This window comes from Mycobacterium sp. PO1 (assembly GCF_017312405.1).
Classification (GTDB): Bacteria; Actinomycetota; Actinomycetes; order Mycobacteriales; family Mycobacteriaceae; genus Mycobacterium.
In genome coordinates this window covers 26,969-44,811 of the sequence record NZ_BLTG01000045.1, presented here as the reverse complement: position 1 = coordinate 44,811, position 17,843 = coordinate 26,969, and the positions used below count along the sequence as shown (strand labels likewise).

19 protein-coding genes are annotated in these 17,843 nt (G+C 67.3%); 12 read left to right on the top strand and 7 right to left on the bottom strand.

What is annotated here, in order from left to right; genetic code table 11:
- The first annotated feature begins 47 nt into the window (after positions 1 to 47).
- From J3476_RS16090 to J3476_RS16080, 3 genes are read left to right on the top strand one after another with little or no spacing between them, the layout of a single operon-like run.
- On the top strand, positions 48 to 1,583 hold the full coding sequence (locus tag J3476_RS16090) for a sugar transferase (RefSeq protein WP_207067416.1): 1,536 nt from the start codon (positions 48 to 50) through the stop codon (positions 1,581 to 1,583).
- A 3-nt stretch (positions 1,584 to 1,586) separates the two neighbouring features.
- Positions 1,587 to 2,240: an undecaprenyl diphosphate synthase family protein gene (locus J3476_RS16085; RefSeq protein WP_207067415.1), complete on the top strand. Its 654-nt coding sequence runs from the start codon at positions 1,587 to 1,589 to the stop codon at positions 2,238 to 2,240.
- A gap of 10 nt (positions 2,241 to 2,250) precedes the next feature.
- Entirely contained in the window at positions 2,251 to 3,645 is a 1,395-nt protein-coding gene (locus J3476_RS16080) for an FAD-dependent oxidoreductase (protein WP_307726950.1), read from the top strand.
- A gap of 35 nt (positions 3,646 to 3,680) precedes the next feature.
- Here J3476_RS16080 and J3476_RS16075 read toward each other — a convergent pair whose 3' ends face one another.
- On the bottom strand, positions 3,681 to 4,343 hold the full coding sequence (locus J3476_RS16075) for a GtrA family protein (RefSeq protein WP_163673444.1): 663 nt from the start codon (positions 4,341 to 4,343) through the stop codon (positions 3,681 to 3,683).
- 142 nt (positions 4,344 to 4,485) lie between these two features.
- Between J3476_RS16075 and J3476_RS16070 the strand changes: the two genes are divergently transcribed.
- Positions 4,486 to 5,646, top strand: coding sequence for a 5-(carboxyamino)imidazole ribonucleotide synthase (locus tag J3476_RS16070; RefSeq protein WP_286183221.1), 1,161 nt, complete (start codon positions 4,486 to 4,488; stop codon positions 5,644 to 5,646).
- Positions 5,628 to 6,143, top strand: coding sequence for a 5-(carboxyamino)imidazole ribonucleotide mutase (purE, locus tag J3476_RS16065; RefSeq protein ID WP_207067413.1), 516 nt, complete (start codon positions 5,628 to 5,630; stop codon positions 6,141 to 6,143). The genes J3476_RS16070 and purE overlap by 19 nt, the downstream gene beginning before the upstream one ends.
- Before the next feature lie 57 nt (positions 6,144 to 6,200).
- Here purE and J3476_RS16060 read toward each other — a convergent pair whose 3' ends face one another.
- The gene (locus J3476_RS16060) at positions 6,201 to 6,884 is read right to left on the bottom strand and encodes a GntR family transcriptional regulator (RefSeq protein WP_207067412.1); all 684 of its coding nucleotides are present in this window, start codon (positions 6,882 to 6,884) and stop codon (positions 6,201 to 6,203) included.
- Between the two features lie 85 nt (positions 6,885 to 6,969).
- Between J3476_RS16060 and J3476_RS16055 the strand changes: the two genes are divergently transcribed.
- From J3476_RS16055 to J3476_RS16035, 5 genes are read left to right on the top strand one after another with little or no spacing between them, the layout of a single operon-like run.
- Positions 6,970 to 7,752, top strand: coding sequence for an HpcH/HpaI aldolase/citrate lyase family protein (locus J3476_RS16055; RefSeq protein WP_207067411.1), 783 nt, complete (start codon positions 6,970 to 6,972; stop codon positions 7,750 to 7,752).
- Positions 7,749 to 8,546, top strand: coding sequence for a carbon-nitrogen hydrolase family protein (locus J3476_RS16050; protein WP_207067410.1), 798 nt, complete (start codon positions 7,749 to 7,751; stop codon positions 8,544 to 8,546). The genes J3476_RS16055 and J3476_RS16050 overlap by 4 nt, the downstream gene beginning before the upstream one ends.
- 10 nt (positions 8,547 to 8,556) lie before the next feature.
- Positions 8,557 to 9,627 (top strand): TRAP transporter substrate-binding protein DctP, encoded by a 1,071-nt coding sequence (gene dctP, locus J3476_RS16045; RefSeq protein ID WP_286183207.1) that lies wholly within the window; start codon positions 8,557 to 8,559, stop codon positions 9,625 to 9,627.
- Positions 9,624 to 10,142, top strand: a complete 519-nt coding sequence (locus J3476_RS16040) for a TRAP transporter small permease subunit (RefSeq protein ID WP_207067408.1) — start codon at positions 9,624 to 9,626, stop codon at positions 10,140 to 10,142. Before dctP ends, J3476_RS16040 begins: the two co-directional genes overlap by 4 nt.
- A complete protein-coding gene (locus tag J3476_RS16035; protein WP_207067407.1) occupies positions 10,139 to 11,506 on the top strand; it encodes a TRAP transporter large permease in 1,368 nt (455 codons plus the stop codon). The genes J3476_RS16040 and J3476_RS16035 overlap by 4 nt, the downstream gene beginning before the upstream one ends.
- Before the next feature lie 156 nt (positions 11,507 to 11,662).
- On the opposite strand, the gene J3476_RS16030 is transcribed toward J3476_RS16035, so the two are convergent.
- Entirely contained in the window at positions 11,663 to 11,863 is a 201-nt protein-coding gene (locus J3476_RS16030) for a hypothetical protein (protein WP_163673454.1), read from the bottom strand.
- A 126-nt stretch (positions 11,864 to 11,989) separates the two neighbouring features.
- Between J3476_RS16030 and J3476_RS16025 the strand changes: the two genes are divergently transcribed.
- Both J3476_RS16025 and J3476_RS16020 read left to right on the top strand, forming a co-directional pair.
- Positions 11,990 to 13,159 (top strand): acyl-CoA dehydrogenase, encoded by a 1,170-nt coding sequence (locus J3476_RS16025; protein WP_207067406.1) that lies wholly within the window; start codon positions 11,990 to 11,992, stop codon positions 13,157 to 13,159.
- A gap of 124 nt (positions 13,160 to 13,283) precedes the next feature.
- A complete protein-coding gene (locus J3476_RS16020) occupies positions 13,284 to 13,655 on the top strand; it encodes a hypothetical protein (protein ID WP_207067405.1) in 372 nt (123 codons plus the stop codon).
- Here J3476_RS16020 and J3476_RS16015 read toward each other — a convergent pair.
- The 4 genes from J3476_RS16015 to J3476_RS16000 all read right to left on the bottom strand — a co-directional run bounded on the left by J3476_RS16015 (position 13,652) and on the right by J3476_RS16000 (position 17,842).
- Positions 13,652 to 14,443: a biotin--[acetyl-CoA-carboxylase] ligase gene (locus J3476_RS16015; protein ID WP_207067404.1), complete on the bottom strand. Its 792-nt coding sequence runs from the start codon at positions 14,441 to 14,443 to the stop codon at positions 13,652 to 13,654. The two genes, J3476_RS16020 and J3476_RS16015, sit on opposite strands and share 4 nt — an antisense overlap.
- 99 nt (positions 14,444 to 14,542) lie before the next feature.
- Positions 14,543 to 16,297 (bottom strand): PecA family PE domain-processing aspartic protease, encoded by a 1,755-nt coding sequence (locus J3476_RS16010; RefSeq protein WP_207067403.1) that lies wholly within the window; start codon positions 16,295 to 16,297, stop codon positions 14,543 to 14,545.
- A 399-nt stretch (positions 16,298 to 16,696) separates the two neighbouring features.
- Positions 16,697 to 17,029, bottom strand: a complete 333-nt coding sequence (locus tag J3476_RS16005) for a hypothetical protein (protein WP_207067402.1) — start codon at positions 17,027 to 17,029, stop codon at positions 16,697 to 16,699.
- Between the two features lie 96 nt (positions 17,030 to 17,125).
- Entirely contained in the window at positions 17,126 to 17,842 is a 717-nt protein-coding gene (locus J3476_RS16000) for a TIGR03089 family protein (RefSeq protein ID WP_207067401.1), read from the bottom strand.
- Position 17,843: the final 1 nt, after the last annotated feature.

Here is a 17,843-nt window from a genome sequence, read left to right as displayed (position 1 = left end):
CGCCCTAGAGTTAGGCGTCGAAGACGGTTGTGTCCCAGGGGGCTGGCATGCATCAAGACGCGAGGACGACGGCTCCCGCGCCGAGTAACCGCACAACCGTGCCTCGGCTGAGATCCGTGCCGGCGCATGTCGAACCCGACGAATCGCCGGCCCCGCGTTGGCTGGAATTTCTTCGCAACGAGCGTGGCTACACCGCGTTGACGGTGGTCCTCGATGTCTGGTCGGCGATCTGCGCAGTCGCGCTGGGACTGTGGTGGACCTCCGGACCGGTCGGCGAGCGCGGTATCGCCGCGCTCGCTTGGCTCTTCGTGCCCATCGTCCTTGTCATCCTGGCCACCCGATCGATGTACAGGCAGAAGCTCAACCATCGCTTCCTCGACGATGTCGAACCAGTCGAGACCTCTGTCGCGGTCGCGGCGCTCGGCACGTTGACCGTCATGATGCTGGCAGTGCCGCAGCTCCCACAGGGCGGTATCACCCCCGAATACGTGCGGCCCAGCGAAGTCGTGCTGCGAATCTGGGTGTGCGCGGCGGTGCTGCTGCCGCTCACTCGGCTGATTCGATCACTGCTGCAGCGCTACCTGAGGCGCAAATACCACTTCGGGGTGTCAGCGTTGGTAGTGGGTTCGGGACCGATCGCGCACCAACTCGTCAACCGGATGAAGCAGGTTCCGGACTACGGACTACGACCAGTCGGGCTCTTGGACGACTTGCGCCCGACCGACATCGACCTCGTCGACGTCCCCTATCTCGGCACGTCGGAGAATCTGGAGAACGCTGTTCGGAGAACCCAGGCCTGTGAACTTCTCGTCGCGCCGTCAGCGACCTCCGACGAAGATCTGGCTCGCCTTGCGCATCAGGCTCATCGCCTCGGCATGCGGGTGCGGGTGGTGCCGCGACTCATGGACGCGGTGGGTGGCGGCGCCTGGGTCGAGCACCTGGGTGGGGTACCGCTGATCGTGCTCGACCGCATCGACCCGAAGGGTTGGCAGTTCGCCGTCAAGCACACCGGCGACCGCGTGGCGGCCGGCCTGGGGCTCCTGCTCATCTCCCCGATCTTCCTCACGCTGATGCTGCTCGTGCGGCTCAGTTCTCCGGGGCCGATCTTCTTCGCCCAACCGCGAATCGGACGCGACGGAAACGTCTTCGACTGCTTGAAGTTCCGCAGCATGCGACCGCTGGATCCGAACGCGGCCGCCTTTGAGCTCAAGGACGGCTCCGCACCTGGCGGTGTGGAGGGCGAGGACCGCCGCACGTGGATCGGCAAGATCATGCGCAGGACCTCACTGGACGAGCTGCCCCAGTTGATCAACGTGGTCCGCGGCGACATGAGCCTGGTGGGCCCGCGGCCCGAGCGCCCCGAGTTCGTCGAGCTGTTCGAGATGCAGATCCGGCGCTACGGCGAACGGCACCGCGTCAAGGCCGGGGTCACCGGCTGGGCGCAGGTACACGGCCTGCGCGGCCAGACATCGATCGCCGACCGCGCCGAGTTCGACAACTACTACATCGAGAACTGGTCACTACTCCTGGATGTGAAGATTCTGCTGCTCACGGTGTTGGCTGTGCTGCGAAGCGCGGAGTGACCGGTGCCTAGCCGGCCCGCGCACGTCGGTCTGATCCCTGACGGTCTCCGGCGGTGGGCCAAAGCCAACGACACCAGCCTGGCCGAGGCGTATCTGCGGGGTGCCAGGAAAGTCATCGAGGTACTGGTTGCGTTGCAACGCAACGACGTTCAGACCGTCACCGTATACAACCTGAGCAAGGCCAACCTCGGACGCACCGGCGCTGAACTCGAGGCGGTGTACGCGGCATCCCTCGAGTTCTTCACCACGATGATCCCTGACGCTTTCGACGCGGCCGGCTGCGGATTCCGCCTGCACGGTGATGTGGCCGCACTCCCGCCCGAATACGTCGCCGCTGCGCGGCATCTGGAAGACACGATGACGGGAAGCGACTTTCAGATCAACATCCTTGCCGCCTATGACGCGTACGACGAGCTGCGCACCGCTGCGCAACGTGCTCAGCGCGACGGATGTGACATCGCCGACGCCCTCGACATCGGGGATGTCGACCTCGTCATCCGCACCACCGCCGAACCGCTGCTCAGCGGGTTCCTGCCGCTGCAGAGCCAGTACGCCCAATTGGTCTTCCTGACCACGCCCCTCAACGACCTGGCCGCCGGGCAACTCGACGACATCCTCGCCCAATACCGGGGGTTTCCCCAGTTACGCGGGCGGTAATACTCCCGTGATGGCAAAGAGGAGTCCGCTGGTCATCGGTGCCGGCCCAGCCGGGCTCACCGCTGCTCTGCAGCTCATCAAAGGTGGCGTCACCCCGCAGATCGTCGAGGCGTCGGCAAACGTCGGCGGGCTGGCCCGCACCCCGGCTGACGGTGACTGGCGGGTCGACGCCGGCGGACACCGGTTCTTCACGCAGAACGAAGCAGTCTCCGATATGTGGCGCGCACTGCTGCCGACCGACCAGTGGACCGTCGTCCCCCGCCGCTCCGCCATGCTGATCGCCGGTCAGTTCGTCCGCTACCCGCTACGCGGACGAGACCTTCTGGTGCAGTGTGGAGTCCGCAACGGACTGCGTGGACTGGGCAGCCTGATGTGGGCCAGGATGAGTACCGGGCCGCGCGTGTCCAACGACCTGACCAGCTTCCGGGACTGGGGCACCTACCAATTCGGTCGCCGTTGGTACGAAACGTTCTTCGACGGCTATGTCCGGAAAACCTGGCTGACCGAACCCAGTGAAATCGCCAGTGACTGGGCCAACCAGCGCATCAAGCCCATCGACTGGCGGCCGCGTCCCGACGTCAGTCTCGACACCACCGATGTCTTCCGATACCCGCGGCGGGGGCCCGGACAGTTGTGGGAAGCCGCTGCCGACGCCTTGAAAGCGGCCGGCGCGGCACCGGTACTCGGCGCCGAGGTCGTCAAGGCGCAGTTCGACGGCAAGGGGTGGACTGTGACGCTGCGCGACGGCCGGACGGTGCGCGGCGATGCCGTGTTCTCCTCCATGCCGCTGCAGAACCTGATTCAGGCACTCGACCCCGCACCTCCACAGCACATCCGGGGCATCGCGTCGCGACTGCGGCATCGCGGCCTGATCACCGTCGCGGTCGCGCTGCGCACCCGCTACGACATCCCCTTCAACTGGGTGTACACCCCGGGTCCCGAGTTCGGGTGCGGGCGCATCCAGAACTATGGCCGATGGTCAGCGGGCCTGGCCCCAGCCGGGTGGAACGGCACCCACCTAGGCTTCGAGTACTTCGTCGACGGTGTGAGCGGGCTGTGGGACGCGGACGACAACGAGATGATCCGGCACGTTTCCGCCGACCTGCATGCCATCGGGTGCGGTGGGTCCGAGATCGAGCACATCATGGTGACGCATTCGCAATATGCGTATCCGGTGCACGATGCTTCGCGAGAGCGCAGTGTGCAGCGCATCCGCGACCACCTCGCAGCCAATTATCCGGCTCTGTACCCGATGGGCCGCAACGGCACGCACCACTACGACAACCAGGACCATGCGATGCTCAGTGCGATGCACAGCGTCGAGAAGTACTTCGGCGCCGACATCGACCCGTGGCAGGCCAACACCAACCGCCGATATCACGAATCCGGGCTGATCAACGGCTGACGGGGCCAACCACGCGATCGCCGCTGAAACCGCGGTCAGGAGCTCTTCGAGATCCGGTCGCCGGCATCGTTGGCCGGGCGCTGCCGGCGGGCGCGGCGCGGCCGCATCGGCGTGACGTTGTCGCCCTGATGGCGGTGCTCGTATTCGTCCTCGGCGACCTCGGCGAAACCGCCGCCGGTCAGTGTGGACTCCAGCGCCTTCTCCGGGTTGCGGCCGAACTCGTCGGGGAAGACGAACCGGCGGAACGCCCAGAACCGGAACGCCATCTGCAGCAGGTTGCCGATGATGTAGGCCGAGACGAAGTCGGCGATGTTCTCGGTGGCCAGCGTGACCATCGGCACGCGCAGCATGAACACGTAGCTCGAGATCCACAGCGGCACCATCGCCAGCACCACACCGACACCGCTGACCACGAAGAACAGCAGCGCCTCGTGGTGACGTTCGCGGCCGCCGCGGTCCCGGAAGCTCCATTCCCGGTTCAGGATGTAGGAGGCGATCACCGCGACGATGCCGGCGATGATCTTGGCCGTCACCGGCTTGGGCTCCAGGATCGTCAGCTTGAGGGTGAAGAACACCGCCATGTCGATGACGAAGGTGGTCGCGCCGACGATGGCAAACTTGATCAGCTCGTGGTGCCGCTCCGCGAAAGGACGGAGCGGCCCCGGCAGGCGCTCTATCGTCGCATCGGCAAAGGACACAAAGAGCGAGTGTACGGAACCAATTCAAGATCTTCCGCATCGCTGCTGAACCGCAGGTCAACCGTGTGGCCTGGATCATGACACGATAGGCGGCGTGGCTGTAGACCCCACCCGTGCTCCCGCAACTCCGCCCGTCGTCGCCATGGTCGGTGGCGGCCAACTCGCTCGCATGACCCACCAGGCGGCAATCGCGCTGGGTCAGACACTGCGGGTGCTGGCCACCCGCAGCGACGAACCCGCCGCCCAGGTGTCACCCGATGTGGTGCTCGGATCGCACACCGACCTGAACGCGCTGCGCCGCGCCGCCGACGGCGCCACGGTGCTGACGTTCGACCACGAGCACGTCCCCACCGAACTGCTGGAGAAGTTGGTCGCCGACGGAGTGGCCGTCGCCCCGCCGCCCGAAGCGCTGGTGCACGCCCAGGACAAGCTGGTGATGCGCCAGCGCTTGGAGGCCCTCGGCGCCCCCGTGCCGCGCTACGCGACGGTCGCGTCCGTCGAGGACGTCAGGATGTTCTCCGACATCGTCGGCGGTCCGGTGGTCATCAAGACCATCCGGGGTGGCTACGACGGCCGCGGTGTGGTGATCACCGACAGCGCCGACGAGGCCGCCGCCGCGGTGCAGCGCTACCTCGACGACGGGGTGCCCGTCATGGTCGAGGAGAAGGTCGCGATGCGCCGCGAGCTGGCCGCGCTGGTGGCCCGCTCACCGTTCGGGCAGGGCGCGGCGTGGCCGGTGGTCGAGACGGTGCAGCGTGATGGCATCTGCGTCACCGTGCTGGCCCCCGCCCCCGGGCTGTCGGAGCAGCTGGCGTCGGAGGCGTCGTCGCTGGCGCTGCGGCTGGCCGCCGAGCTGGGGGTGGTCGGGGTGCTGGCCGTCGAGCTGTTCGAAACCGAGTCGGGTGACTTGGTGGTCAACGAGCTGGCGATGCGTCCGCACAACTCCGGGCACTGGAGCATGGACGGCTGCCGCACCAGCCAGTTCGAGCAGCACATCCGCGCGGTGCTCGACTATCCGCTCGGCGACACCGCGGCGCTGGCGGAGTGGACAGTCATGGGCAACGTGCTCGGCGCCGAGCAGACACCGGCAATGTCGATGGACGAACGCGTGCACCACCTCTTTGCGCGGATGCCCGACGCCAAGGTGCACCTCTACGGCAAGCAGGAGCGGCCCGGCCGCAAGATCGGGCACGTCAACCTCGTCGGCTCGGGTGACGTGGAGGCCCTGCGGGAGCGTGCCGAGCGGGCGGCACACTGGTTGTCGCACGCAGTCTGGACCGACGGATGGGATCCGCACGCATGAACCCTCGGGTAGGCCTGATCATGGGCAGCGACAGCGACTGGCCGGTGATGGGCGACGCCGCCGAAGCGTTGGCGGAGTTCGACGTGCCGTTCGAGGTCGGGGTGGTCTCGGCGCACCGCACACCGGGCCGGATGCTGTCCTATGCCCGCGACGCGGCCGGGCGCGGCATCGAGGTGATCATCGCCGGCGCCGGTGGTGCGGCGCACCTGCCGGGCATGGTGGCCTCGGCGACCCCGCTGCCGGTGATCGGGGTGCCGGTGCCGCTGGCGCGCCTGGACGGGATGGATTCGCTGCTGTCGATCGTGCAGATGCCCGCCGGTGTCCCGGTGGCCACAGTGTCGATCGGGGGAGCGCGCAACGCGGGGCTGCTCGCGGTGCGGATCCTCGGTGCGTCGGACCCGGCGTTGCAGGAGCGGATGATCAGCTTCCAGGCCGGGCTCGAGCAGATGGTGCTGGAGAAAGACGAAGCACTGCGCAAGAAGCTGCTCGGCGACTGACGTTGAGGCTGCGCTCAGCGCGGGAAAGTGCGAGTAGAGGCCGCGGCCAGCGCAGTATCAACGAGGTTCGGTGCCGCCGAAGGCGCTCACCAACTCCGGAACCTCGCGCAGGTGCGTCAGTAGAACGCTGACACAGGTATCGGCGTCAGCGGCGCGCATCGCGGCGATGAGTTGCTGGTGTTCGCTCTCGATGGTCGACAGCCGTCCGGGGGCTTCCATCATGGTGCGGGTTCCCAGCCGGACCTGGCGGGGTTGTAGCGCGTCGTAGAGATCGGCGATGACGGCGTTGCCGTGATGCCGCACGATCGCGGCGTGGAACCGGTAGTCGAGTTGGGCGAAGCTGTTCCAGTCCTGCGCTTTGCCGGCCTGCTCCATCTCGGCGATGAGCGCCACGGCCGCGTCCGGCGCCCCAGCGCCTCGCGTGCAAATGCCGCGCAGCGCATCGGATTCCAGCAGGATCCGCGCCTGGTAGATCTCGCGCATCTCGGTGGCGGTGACCACCCGTACCTGCGCGCCGCGCCGGGGGAGCAGGTCGATGTAGCGCTCGACCTGCAACCGTTGCAGGGCTTCGCGCACCGGGGTGCGCGACGTGTTCACCCGCTCCGACAGGGCGACTTCGTCGATGAACTCACCCTCGGCGAAGTCGCCGCGCAGGATCGCATCGCGGATCCATTCGTATGCCCGCTGGCCTGCGGAGGTCCTGGCAGGCCGCGCATCGATCGGAGGAGTCGGCACGGGCATGCAGCTATTGAACCATTTACACCGCGTGCATCCGTCGTGTATACAACGTGTCTACAGCGATCCTGACTGCTCGGAAGGGTGCCGAATGCCATCACCACTCGAAAACGGAGCGGACGCGCCTGGTCCGCACGCCGCGATATGGCTCACCGAGCCCTCGGCGCCGGCCGTCGAGATGGGGCACCTGGCCGGCTACGACACCGTGGTGCTCGACATCGAACACGGCTACTTCGACCTGCGTGAACTCGACACCATCATCCCGTTCATCCGTGCGAAGGGGATGCGCGTCATCGCGAAAGTGCTGGGCCCCGAACGCGGCCCGATCCAGCAGGCACTCGATTTCGGTGCCGACGCGGTGGCCATTCCGCACATCACCTCCGCCGCACACGCCGCCGAGATCTGCGGCTTCGCCAAGTTCCCGCCGCTGGGCGACCGCTCGTTCGCCGGCGGCCGAACCTCCAACTACCGGGGCTTCACCGACGACTGGGTCGCCACGCAGGACGCCGCCACCCACTGCTACCCGATGGTCGAGGACGGCTCGGCCTTCGACGAGATCGACGCGATCCTGGCGCTGCCCGTCGTCGACGGAATCTTCATCGGCCCGTCGGATCTGTCGCTGCGCCGTGACCGCGGCGCCTACTCGGCCGGCGACGCCGACCTCGCCGACCTGCGTCACCTCGGCCGCTCCGCGAACGCCGCGGGCAAACCCTGGGTATTGCCCGCCTGGACCGAACCCGAGCAGCAGCTCGCCGTGGAAGAAGGCGCGCACACGATCGTCGCGGTGATGCAATTCGGCGCCATGCTGAGTGGCTTCACCGCGACACGACAGAATCTGCGCCGGATCGAGGCCGAGATGGGGAGCATCCGATGAGCCTGACCGCAGCGATCGCCCAGTTCGCGCCCGGCGAGGACAAAGCGGCGAACGTCGACACGATGATCGGCCTGCTGACGCGGGCCGCGGACCACGGCGCGCACCTCGTCGTGCTGCCCGAATTCGCCGTCTTCACCGCGTCCGCCATGGACGACCGCTTCGTCGACAGCGCCGAACCACTGGACGGTCCGTCGGTCACCCGGTTGGCCCAGGCGTCGGCCGAGCTCGGTCTGAGCGTCGTGGTCGGGCTCAACGAGCCCGCAGGTAACGGGCGGATCCACAACACGTTGGTGGCCCTGCAGGGCGGCGCCATCGCCGCCGTCTACCGCAAGGTCCACCTCTACGACGCGTTCGGGTACAAGGAGTCCGACCGGGTGCTGGCCGCTGACCCGTCGACCCCAGAGCTGCTCGAGCTCAACGGGTTCCGGATCGGCATGCAGACCTGCTACGACCTGCGCTTCCCGGAAACCACGCGGTGGCTTGTCGACGCCGGCGCCGACGTCATCGCGCTTCCGGCGGAATGGGTTCCGGGCCCCTTGAAGGAGTATCACTGGAACACGCTGCTGCGGGCGCGGGCGATCGAGAACACCGTCTATGTCGTGGCCGCCGACCAGATCGCGCCCGGCGGATCAGGCAACAGCGCCATCCTCGACCCGATGGGCACACCGCTGGCCGCGCTCGGCGAGGCTGCGGGAGTCGGAGTCGCGGTGCTGGAACGGGACCGCCTCGACAGCGTCCGCACCATCAACCCGGCCCTGACGCTGCGGCGTTACCGGGTCGAGCCGGACCACTGACGTGGCTCGGGTGCGGCGGGCAGCCGCGGCGGCGCTGGTCGCGCTGACCGCGTCGGCACTGGTGTCGTGCGCGCAGCGCGACGGCGAGTACGTGCTGCACTACACCACGTACTCCTCGCCGACGTCGGATCAGTCGCGCACGGTGCAGCGGTGGGCGCAGGACGTCGAGAAACTCACCGACGGGGACGTGCAGGTGCGCTTCCACTACTCGCAGAGCCTGGTCGGGGCCGACGAATCGGTGCAGGCCACCCTGGACGGCCGCGCCGACCTGGCCCAGGTCGGCTCGATCTACGCGGCCTCGGACCTGTCGATGTACACCGTCATCGAGCTGCCCTTCGAGACCAACAACCCCGAAGTCCAGATGCGCACGGCCGCACGGCTCTACACCGAAAACCAGACCTACCGCGACGATTTCGACCGTCAGGGGGTGAGCCTGCTGTTCCCGCTGCCGGTGGGTATCGCCGTGGTGGGACTCAAAGAAGGCGCCGCGGTGCCCGCCGATCTGGCCGGCCGCAGCATCCGGTCGGGCGGTCTGACGTCGCAGGCGTTGCTCGCCGTGGGCGCCAACCCGGTGGCGATGACGGCGACCGACGTCTACGAGTCGATGGAACGCGGCGTCGTCGACGGCTACACCTCGTTGGCGATCGCGAACCTGCCGACCTTCGGGCTGGCCAGCACGACGCCCTACCTCGTCGACCCGGGCATCGGGACGTACGGCTCGTCGATCGTGGTGATCAACTCCGAACTGCTGGCGCGGATGCCCGCAGAGACCCAGGATGCGCTGGCCCAGGCCTCCGAGAACGCCATCGCCAACGGGCTCGAGGAGATGGATGCGCTGGGCGAGCGTGCCTGCGCCGAACTGCGTGAGGCCGGAACGCCGTTGTCCGCCATGCCCGCCGACGCGGCGCAGCAGTGGAAGAAGCAGGCGGGCATCGACCGGCAGTGGGTGCAGCGATACACCGAGCGCGGGTACGACGCCGAGGGTGTGCTGGCCGACTTCCGCCGGATCGTCGCCGAGGAGACCGCACGGTCGACCTACGCCGACCCGTTCATCGAGTGTTTGGAAGGGCAGAACCGATGAGTGCCGAAACCGCCCTGCCCCGCCCCCTGACCCTGCTCATCCGCGGGATGGGCCTGGTGGCCGGGGTGCTGCTGCTGGTCATCATTCTTCTCACCGTCGGCGATGTGGTCAGCAGGAATCTTCGGGACCGCTCGATCGTCGGCGTCGTCGACATGTCGACGATGTTGTTGGTCGCCACCGCCTACCTGGGCCTGGCGTCGGCGGAAGCTGACGGGCGGCACGTCTCGGTGGAACTGGTGGAACGCCGCTTCGGCGCGCGCGCCCGGCTGGTGTTCTCCGCGCTGCGCTCGGCCGTGCTGGTGGGGCTCGGCGCCCTGATGACGTGGGGGCTCAGCGAGGTCCTGATCAGCGCCGTCGAGCGCGGTGAGACGACCAACGACATCCTGCGGCTGCCCACCTGGCCCGCGAAGATCGTCCTGCTGATCTCCTTCGCGGCGTTCTTCGTCGTCGCGATCTGGCGTGAGCTGCACACCTTTTCGGCCGAGCGGGCCGCACAGACGGGTGGTCCGCGATGACCGCCGCCACCGTCGGCGCGCTCGTCGTCGTCCTGGTCCTGTTCTTCGCGCTGTTGTCGATCCGTCTGCACGTCGGGCTCGCGCTGATGGTGTCGGCACTGGCCGGCGTCCTCATCCTGCGCGGCACCGGCGCCGCGGTCAGCACCGTGTCCAACCAACCGTTCTCCACCGCGGCCGACTACTCCCTGACGATCATCCCGCTGTTCATCGTGATGGGCGTCTTCGCCGTCCGGGCCGGACTCGCCAAGGCGGCCTTCGATCTGGCGACCTCGGCGTTCCGGCGGCTTCCCGGCGGACCCGCGCTGGCTTCGCTGGCCGGATCCGGGATGTTCGCCGCGGTCACCGGGTCCAGCGTCGCGACGGTCGCGACCATGGCCCGGGTATCGACCGACGCGATCGTGCGCGCGGGCTACACCATTCGGCTCGCCGCGGGTGTGGTGTGCGCCGGCGGGACGCTCGGCGTGCTCATTCCACCGTCGATCGTCCTGGTGCTCTACGGGGTGGTCACCGAAGAAAGCATCGGGCAGCTGCTGATCGCCGGAATCGGGCCCGGAGTGCTGACCATCGCGGTGTACGCACTGACGATCTTCGCGCTGGTCGCCTGGCAGCGACGTCGAACCCCGGACCGCGCCGAGGCGCTCGTCGGTGCGGGATCCGGTTCGGCGGCACCCGACGTCGCCGACGAGCCGGGGGAGACGATCGGGCGCGACATCACCGGCGTCGGCTACCTCGTCGTCATCTTCGCGGTGTCGGTCGGCACGATCTACCTGGGCATCGCCACCCCCACCGAAGCGGCGTCGTTCGGTGCGTTCACCGCGCTGATCATCCTGCTGCTGCGGAGCCGCCCCTCGGCGTGGCTGCGCACCATCGAGGAATCGCTGCGCGAAGCGGTCGGGCTGACCGCGATGACATTTCTGCTGATGGTCGGCGCCGGGGTGTTCACCTATGTACTGGCCCTGAGCGGCGCCAGCACCTCGCTGGTGAATGCGGTGACGGCCGCCGACCTGCCGCCCTATGTGGTTCTGGTGGCCTGCCTGGCCATCCTGCTGCCGCTCGGCATGTTTCTCGACGGCATCTCGATGATCCTGATCGCCGCGCCGCTGCTGCACCCGATTCTCACCGGGTACGGCTTCGACGGCATTTGGATCGGTGTGCTGATCGTCAAGGTCGCCGAGATGGCGCTGATCACGCCGCCGGTGGGGATGAACGCTTTCGTCTACTCGGGAGCGGTGCGCGAAGCAGGTCTGGACCGGGTGTTCCGCGGACTGGTGCCGTTCGTGCTGGCCGACCTCGTCGTGGTCGCGCTGCTGATTGCCTTCCCCGGAATCGTCAGCTTTCTGCCGTCGATGTCGGGTGCGCAGTAGGTAGCGGAAGTGCGTCGTGTTGTCCGGGAGTGAGCACCGCTTTCGGGTGCCTAGAAACCGGTCCACGCTCAGCAGTTCACGCGACACTGAGCGCTGCGCTGCTCGGCGCAGGCTCAATGCAGGGTTGCCCGCATGGGCCGTGGACCCGGGCCGGCCTCAGGAGGCCTTGAGGACGACGACCGGCGCTGCGGAAGCCAGCGCCGGCACGGGCGTCTGGATGTGGCCCGTCTGCGCGGCGTGGATTCCGGCGTCGACAACGGCTGATGCCCGCATCCGGCGCGGAGTACCGTGCCAACCACACTCGCACTGCGCGGTACGGCGGAAGGCGGGGCCCTCGATGTACACCTGCATGCTCATAATTTGAAAAGTACCCACCGACTATGAGAGCCAACCTCGACGAAGCTGAGTCGTTACTGAGAAGACCCGACTTCGTTTCGCGCGGCGAGAACGGTAAAGTTACCGGCGAGTAGCAAGGAGATGATGATGGCTAGTTGGGCCGGAGATCCGTCGTTCGACCTGTTCCAGTTGCCGGAGGAACACCAGGAGCTGCGCACCGCGATCCGCGCGCTGTGTGAGAAGGAGATCGCTCCGCACGCCGCCGACGTCGACGAGAACTCGCGCTTCCCCCAGGAGGCGCTCGACGCGCTCGTCGCCAACGGCTTCAACGCCGTGCACGTCCCCGAGGAGTTCGGCGGGCAGGGCGCCGACTCGGTGGCCGCCTGCATCGTCATCGAGGAAGTCGCCCGCGTCGACGCCTCGGCGTCGCTGATCCCCGCGGTCAACAAGCTCGGCACCATGGGTCTGATCCTGCGTGGCTCCGATGAGCTGAAGAAGAAGGTGCTGCCGGCGATCGCCTCCGGCGAGGCCATGGCCTCCTACGCGCTGTCCGAGCGTGAAGCCGGCTCCGATGCCGCCTCGATGCGTACCCGCGCCAAGGCCGACGGCGACGACTGGATCCTCAACGGCGCCAAGTGCTGGATCACCAACGGCGGCAAATCGTCGTGGTACACCGTGATGGCGGTCAACGATCCCGACAAGGGCGCCAACGGCATCTCGGCGTTCATGGTCCATGAGGACGACGAAGGATTCACCGTCGGACCCAAGGAGAAGAAGCTCGGCATCAAGGGTTCCCCGACCACCGAGCTGTACTTCGAGAACTGCCGCATCCCCGGCGACCGCATCATCGGCGAGCCGGGCACCGGCTTCAAGACCGCGTTGGCCACCCTCGACCACACCCGCCCGACGATCGGCGCGCAGGCCGTCGGCATCGCGCAGGGTGCACTGGACGCAGCGATCGAATACACCAAGGACCGCAAGCAGTTCGGTCGCCCGGTCGCCGACAACCAGGGTGTGCAGTTCATGCTCGCCGACATGGCGATGAAGGTCGAAGCCGCCCGGCTGATGGTCTACAGCGCCGCCGCCCGCGCCGAGCGCGGCGAGGGCAACCTCGGCTTCATCTCCGCGGCGTCGAAGTGCCTGGCCTCGGATGTGGCCATGGAGGTCACCACCGACGCGGTGCAGCTGTTCGGCGGCGCCGGCTACACGGTCGACTTCCCGGTCGAGCGGATGATGCGCGACGCCAAGATCACCCAGATCTACGAGGGCACCAACCAGATTCAGCGCGTGGTGATGAGCCGCGCCCTGCTGAAGTAGGTTGCCGCTGCTGGTCCGCGAACGTGCATTCCCTGTAGTGGATCTCGAGTTACCGCTACCGGGGGAGCACGCTCGCGGGCAATTGGTGCTCCTCGATGCCTGCTCGTCTCGGTAAGCTCCCCATATGGAGTCCGGCGACCTCGAACCGCGCGTCGAAGCCCTGGAGAACCAGGTGCGCGATCTGACCGCCAAAGTGCAGGTCACTCAGCAGGACGCGGCGGCCGCGCGGGTGCTGGCCGGCGCTGCCGATCGCGACGTCAGCGAGATCCGCGGTGAGCTTCGTGACTTTCGTAACGCCACGACTGCCAGCTTCAACGCGCTTCGCCAGGACTTCGTCGACCTGCGCCAGGACTTCGCCGATCTACGCGAGCACGTCGACCGGAGATTCGAGCAGGTTGATCAGGGTTTCATGGAGATGCGCGGCAGGTTCGATGCGGCCGCGGCAGGGCAGCAGCGGATCGTGGACATGCTGACCACGATCATGCGGGAGCGTTAAGCCTGACGCAGGTGGGTGATGTCGCCGGCTGACACGGTGACTGTCGTCCCGGCGTCGTCGATGAGCAGCCTGCCGGCGTCGTCGATACCCGTTGCCAGGCCGACGATTTCGGAGTCTCCTGGCAACACCGCCCGCACCTGGGTGCCGATCGTGGTGCTGGCATTGCGGTAGTCGGCGGCAAGGTCGGCATCCGCGCCGGCTGCGGCGCGCCAGTGCGCGAGGCGGGCGCTGAGGCCTTGCAGCAGGGAGATTGCCAATTCGTTGCGGTCCGCGGCATGGCCCAGCATCGACAGCGACACCGCGTTGGGGTCCGGTCGCTCGGTCTCGTCGAACGACACGTTGAGCCCCAGCCCGATCACCACCACCGGGGCTGACACCTCGGCCAGGATCCCGGCCAGCTTGCCGTCGCCGACCAGGACATCGTTGGGCCACTTCAGCCCGACGTCGACGCCCAGGTCGCGGACGGTCTGCGCGACGACCAGCCCGGTCAGCAGCGGCAGCCAGCCCCAGCCCACGGGCGGGACCCCTTCGGTGGCGACCGCGACGGACATCGAGATCTGCGAGCGGGCCGGCGCCGACCAGCTGCGGCCGTGCCGTCCCCGCCCGGCGCTCTGGTATTCGGCCAGCAACACCGCCCCGCCGATGTCCTCCCCGGCCGCCGCGCGCGACGTCAGGTCGGCGTTCGTCGACCCCGTCTCCTCGACCACCTCGACGCGGCGCCATTCGGTGTCCGAGATGGCGGAGTTGAGCAGGGCTGCGTCGAGGGGGGAGCGGTCAGCAGAGGCCATGCCGCTGAGGGTATCGGGGCAGCGGATCTGACAGCGCATTCACCCCAAAACGCCAACGCGCCGCCACCCCGGGGAGTGACGGCGCGAAGGCGAGAGGTGTCAGTAGTTGAAGCTGGTCGATCCTGCGCCGGCGAAGCTGAAGTACAGCGTGCCGAGGCTGAACGGGGTGAACCCGGTGTTGAAGCGGGGATCGTCCTCGCTGTCGGTGACGCTCAAGGTGTTCTTGCGCGTCGTCGTGTACGAGTACAGCAGGGTTTCGCCGTCCTCGGTGTACACCGAGACCACCGTTCCGGGCGGCACTTCAGGACCGTCGCCATAGACGTTGTCCGGCACCGAGCCGAGGATGCCGCCGGAATCCACCCAGGTGTCGACAAGCGTCTTCTCACCGTCACCGATCTTCACCTGCAGTTGGCTCGACGGAGCCCCGGGGATCGTCGTCCGTGCGCCGTACGGGTTGGGCCCCAGGATCAGGCGACGACGCCGTTCGTCGAACAGCACCCCCTGGCTCAGCAGGCCCGGCATGGACAGGAACGGGTTGAAGTTGCCCGGCCCTCCGGCGTTCGCGCCGATTCCCAACACGCCCACGTAGTCACCGTTGTAGTCGGTGAACCCTTGTGCGGATTGCAGCTCGACGACGAGGATCTGAGTCGGCGACGATTCCACGCCATCCACCGAGATCGGGATGTCGTAGGAGTCCCAGAAGAACACCGAAGACCCGTCGCCGTAGCTGGCGGTGCCGGTGCCGGTGGGTTCACCGATACCGTCCACACCGACGTCTCGTGGGTCGATGATCAGGCCCAGTGACCCGGTGTCGACGAGCACCGGAGCCGGCTTGCCGCCGTTGACCGAGATGTAGATCACGGGCTCGGTGCGGACCGGGTTGTCGCCGTTGTACTGCAGCTCCATCTTGACGATCTGGTACACGAGGCCGTTGTCGGCGGCGGTGCCGATCAGCTGGCCGATCGCCTCCATCTGGGACGCGGTTCCGAACCAGCCGACGACGGTGAGCAGTTTCTCCGCTGCCTCGAGCTGGTCCTGGACGCGGATGGTGCGCTGGATGCTGTTCTCGATGCGTGCTCCGGCCAGCCAGTGGGCGAACGGATCGTCATAGGTTTCGGCGTAGCGCTGCTGCAGCAACGCGTGGTTCTGCTGCCAGCGTTCCAGCGAGGCGGATGCGCCAGACAGGTACATCTGCGGCAACATCGCCGCCAGCCCGGCCAGCACGTTGCCGCTGTCCCAGGTCGCTTCCCGCAGGTCTTCCTTGGCGTCCGAAATCTGCTCCAGCGCAATCGGAACGGTATCGACGGGATCGTCGTCGGCGGGCTCGTCGTCGGCCGGGGTGTCTTCGTCGTCCTCATCGACGGGGCCGTCATCGACCCCGTCGCCGTCGACGTCGACGGCGTCGCCCGTGACGAGCGTCTCGCGCACCGTCGTCGGGACGTAGTGCGGGCCGGGATCGGCGGCGGAGTCGTCGACGGCGGAGTCGTCGAGTGCCGCGTCTGCGATGTCGGCGTCCATCTCGGCGTTGAGGTCGGCGTCGTCGGAGTCCCCGCGGGTGTCTCCGTCGGCGTCCTCGTCGTCGTTGTCGAGGTCGCCCGAATCGCCGGCGTCGTCGGAATCGTTGCCTGAGCCGCCGCCGTCGGTGGTGTCGTTGGCCCTGGGTTTGGTCGAGGCGCCGTCGCTGTCGGTGGAACTGCTGGCAGAGGTATCCGCGGCCGACGAGGCAGCAGCGCTGCTCGTCTCGGAGCCGGCATCATCGGGCGCAGCTTGCGCCGTCGACGCACACAGAAGGCAGACGCCGGTGGCGACCGCCGGGGTGGCAAGGACCGTGGCGGTCCAGGTGCTCAGTTTCACGGGCGGTATTCAAGCACGTCAATATTGCCGACGTTATGTTTTGGGGAGCTAATCAGTAAATTTTCGCTATTCGGATAGGGCCGCGAGATGGGAGGGCTGGCTCATTCATCTGGAAGTGAATTACCTGTTCAGGAGGGTTTCCTCGCCGTGGGGCCACTTAGGGCAGCTACTCATTAAGGTTCTACTCCGGTGGTCAGCAAACGAAATAGGTCTGAATTAGAGGGGTTCGCCGCTTTGCTGGTTGCGGTTCCGGACTCGGGGGCGATCCGGTAAAACCGCTGGTCGAAGGCTTGGGTGATGATGCACAAAGGGTGCGACAATCACCGGGGCGGCGCGATTGAGGCCCCAAACAATAAGGGCGACAACGCATGCCAGTGACGAAAGAAAAGTTAGCCGGACCTAATCGCGCGGCTCGCCGGCCGGCACCGTCTCCAGGGTCTCGAGCAGCTGCGCGAACTCCGCATGGCGCGCCGTGGCCCGATTCAGCTGGGCGAAGCCCGACACGAAGGCCACCATCGCCGCCAGCGCCCACGCATTACCGAGCGCCCACTCCCACGCTGTCGCGGTGGGTGCACTCACCAACCAGTACGCGGCGATGATCACGAGGAAGTAGCCGCAGTAGATGTTGAACCGTCCCTCGGAGCTGGCGCGCCAGCCGGGATGACGGGCGTTGCGGACATGCCAGGCCGCCAGAACTCCAATGACCGCGATCGCGGTGATGGTCGACGACATCGGCGGCCTCCGTCTTTGCCAGAACTGTAACCCCCTGACGCACTCTAGCCTCGATGATCAACCTGAGAACAGAGTGTGACTACGGAAACAATATGGTCACGGTATCGAGCGCGTCAATTTCTCGTTAACGGTTCGGCGGTCCAGCAAAGAGCTGTCCAAGTTCGCCATCTGTACCAGTGAGGCGCCTGTGACGTACACCGCGAGCAGGTTGGCGATCAGCTCGTCGGCGGTGTCCCACGCGGCCGTCGACGCCACCCGGTCCGAGTCCGTCAGGCCCTGCGCTGCCGCCGATGCCCGGGCCGCAGCAAGCACGTCGTCGACCGACCGGCCGTCCAGCGCCGGGCCCGGGGCGCGTTCGGGGATCACCTGGTCACCGTGCACACGCACGGCTGTTGCGTAATCGGTCACTCCGATGGGCAGATCGGGGACCGGCTTGCCGAACGGGTCCAGCGACAACACCGCAACTTCGCCCATGCCGACCGCAGCGTCGGCGTCGTCCAGCCGGTCGGCGGTGCACAGCGCGATGTCGCAGTCCGAACCGCCTGCCAACACCACCTCGGCGCCGATCCACCAGATACCGAACAGCACCGCCGCGGTCTGCCAGTGCGCCGGCAGCAGCACCGCGACCCGGCTGCCCGCAGTCGCACCCAATTCGTCGCGCAGCAAATTTCCGGTTTTCGCGGCCCAGTTCGCCAGAGTGACAGATGAGAGTTCGATGCGCTCACCGGTGGCGTCGTCGTAGTAGGTGATGCGCGGACCCGCCGGGTTCGCGGCCAGCAGCGGATCGAGGATCTCCGAGCTCAGATTCGTCACG

Coding starts and splice junctions, on each gene's coding strand:
- J3476_RS16090 (WP_207067416.1), top strand. CDS start 48: ATGCATCAAGACGCGAGGACGACGGCTCCCGCGCCGAGTAACCGCACA.
- J3476_RS16080 (WP_307726950.1), top strand. CDS start 2,251: ATGGCAAAGAGGAGTCCGCTGGTCATCGGTGCCGGCCCAGCCGGGCTC.
- J3476_RS16070 (WP_286183221.1), top strand. CDS start 4,486: ATGGTCGGTGGCGGCCAACTCGCTCGCATGACCCACCAGGCGGCAATC.
- purE (WP_207067413.1), top strand. CDS start 5,628: ATGGGATCCGCACGCATGAACCCTCGGGTAGGCCTGATCATGGGCAGC.
- J3476_RS16060 (WP_207067412.1), bottom strand. CDS start 6,884: ATGCCCGTGCCGACTCCTCCGATCGATGCGCGGCCTGCCAGGACCTCC.
- J3476_RS16055 (WP_207067411.1), top strand. CDS start 6,970: ATGCCATCACCACTCGAAAACGGAGCGGACGCGCCTGGTCCGCACGCC.
- J3476_RS16050 (WP_207067410.1), top strand. CDS start 7,749: ATGAGCCTGACCGCAGCGATCGCCCAGTTCGCGCCCGGCGAGGACAAA.
- J3476_RS16040 (WP_207067408.1), top strand. CDS start 9,624: ATGAGTGCCGAAACCGCCCTGCCCCGCCCCCTGACCCTGCTCATCCGC.
- J3476_RS16035 (WP_207067407.1), top strand. CDS start 10,139: ATGACCGCCGCCACCGTCGGCGCGCTCGTCGTCGTCCTGGTCCTGTTC.
- J3476_RS16030 (WP_163673454.1), bottom strand. CDS start 11,863: ATGAGCATGCAGGTGTACATCGAGGGCCCCGCCTTCCGCCGTACCGCG.
- J3476_RS16025 (WP_207067406.1), top strand. CDS start 11,990: ATGGCTAGTTGGGCCGGAGATCCGTCGTTCGACCTGTTCCAGTTGCCG.
- J3476_RS16020 (WP_207067405.1), top strand. CDS start 13,284: ATGGAGTCCGGCGACCTCGAACCGCGCGTCGAAGCCCTGGAGAACCAG.
- J3476_RS16015 (WP_207067404.1), bottom strand. CDS start 14,443: ATGGCCTCTGCTGACCGCTCCCCCCTCGACGCAGCCCTGCTCAACTCC.
- J3476_RS16005 (WP_207067402.1), bottom strand. CDS start 17,029: ATGTCGTCGACCATCACCGCGATCGCGGTCATTGGAGTTCTGGCGGCC.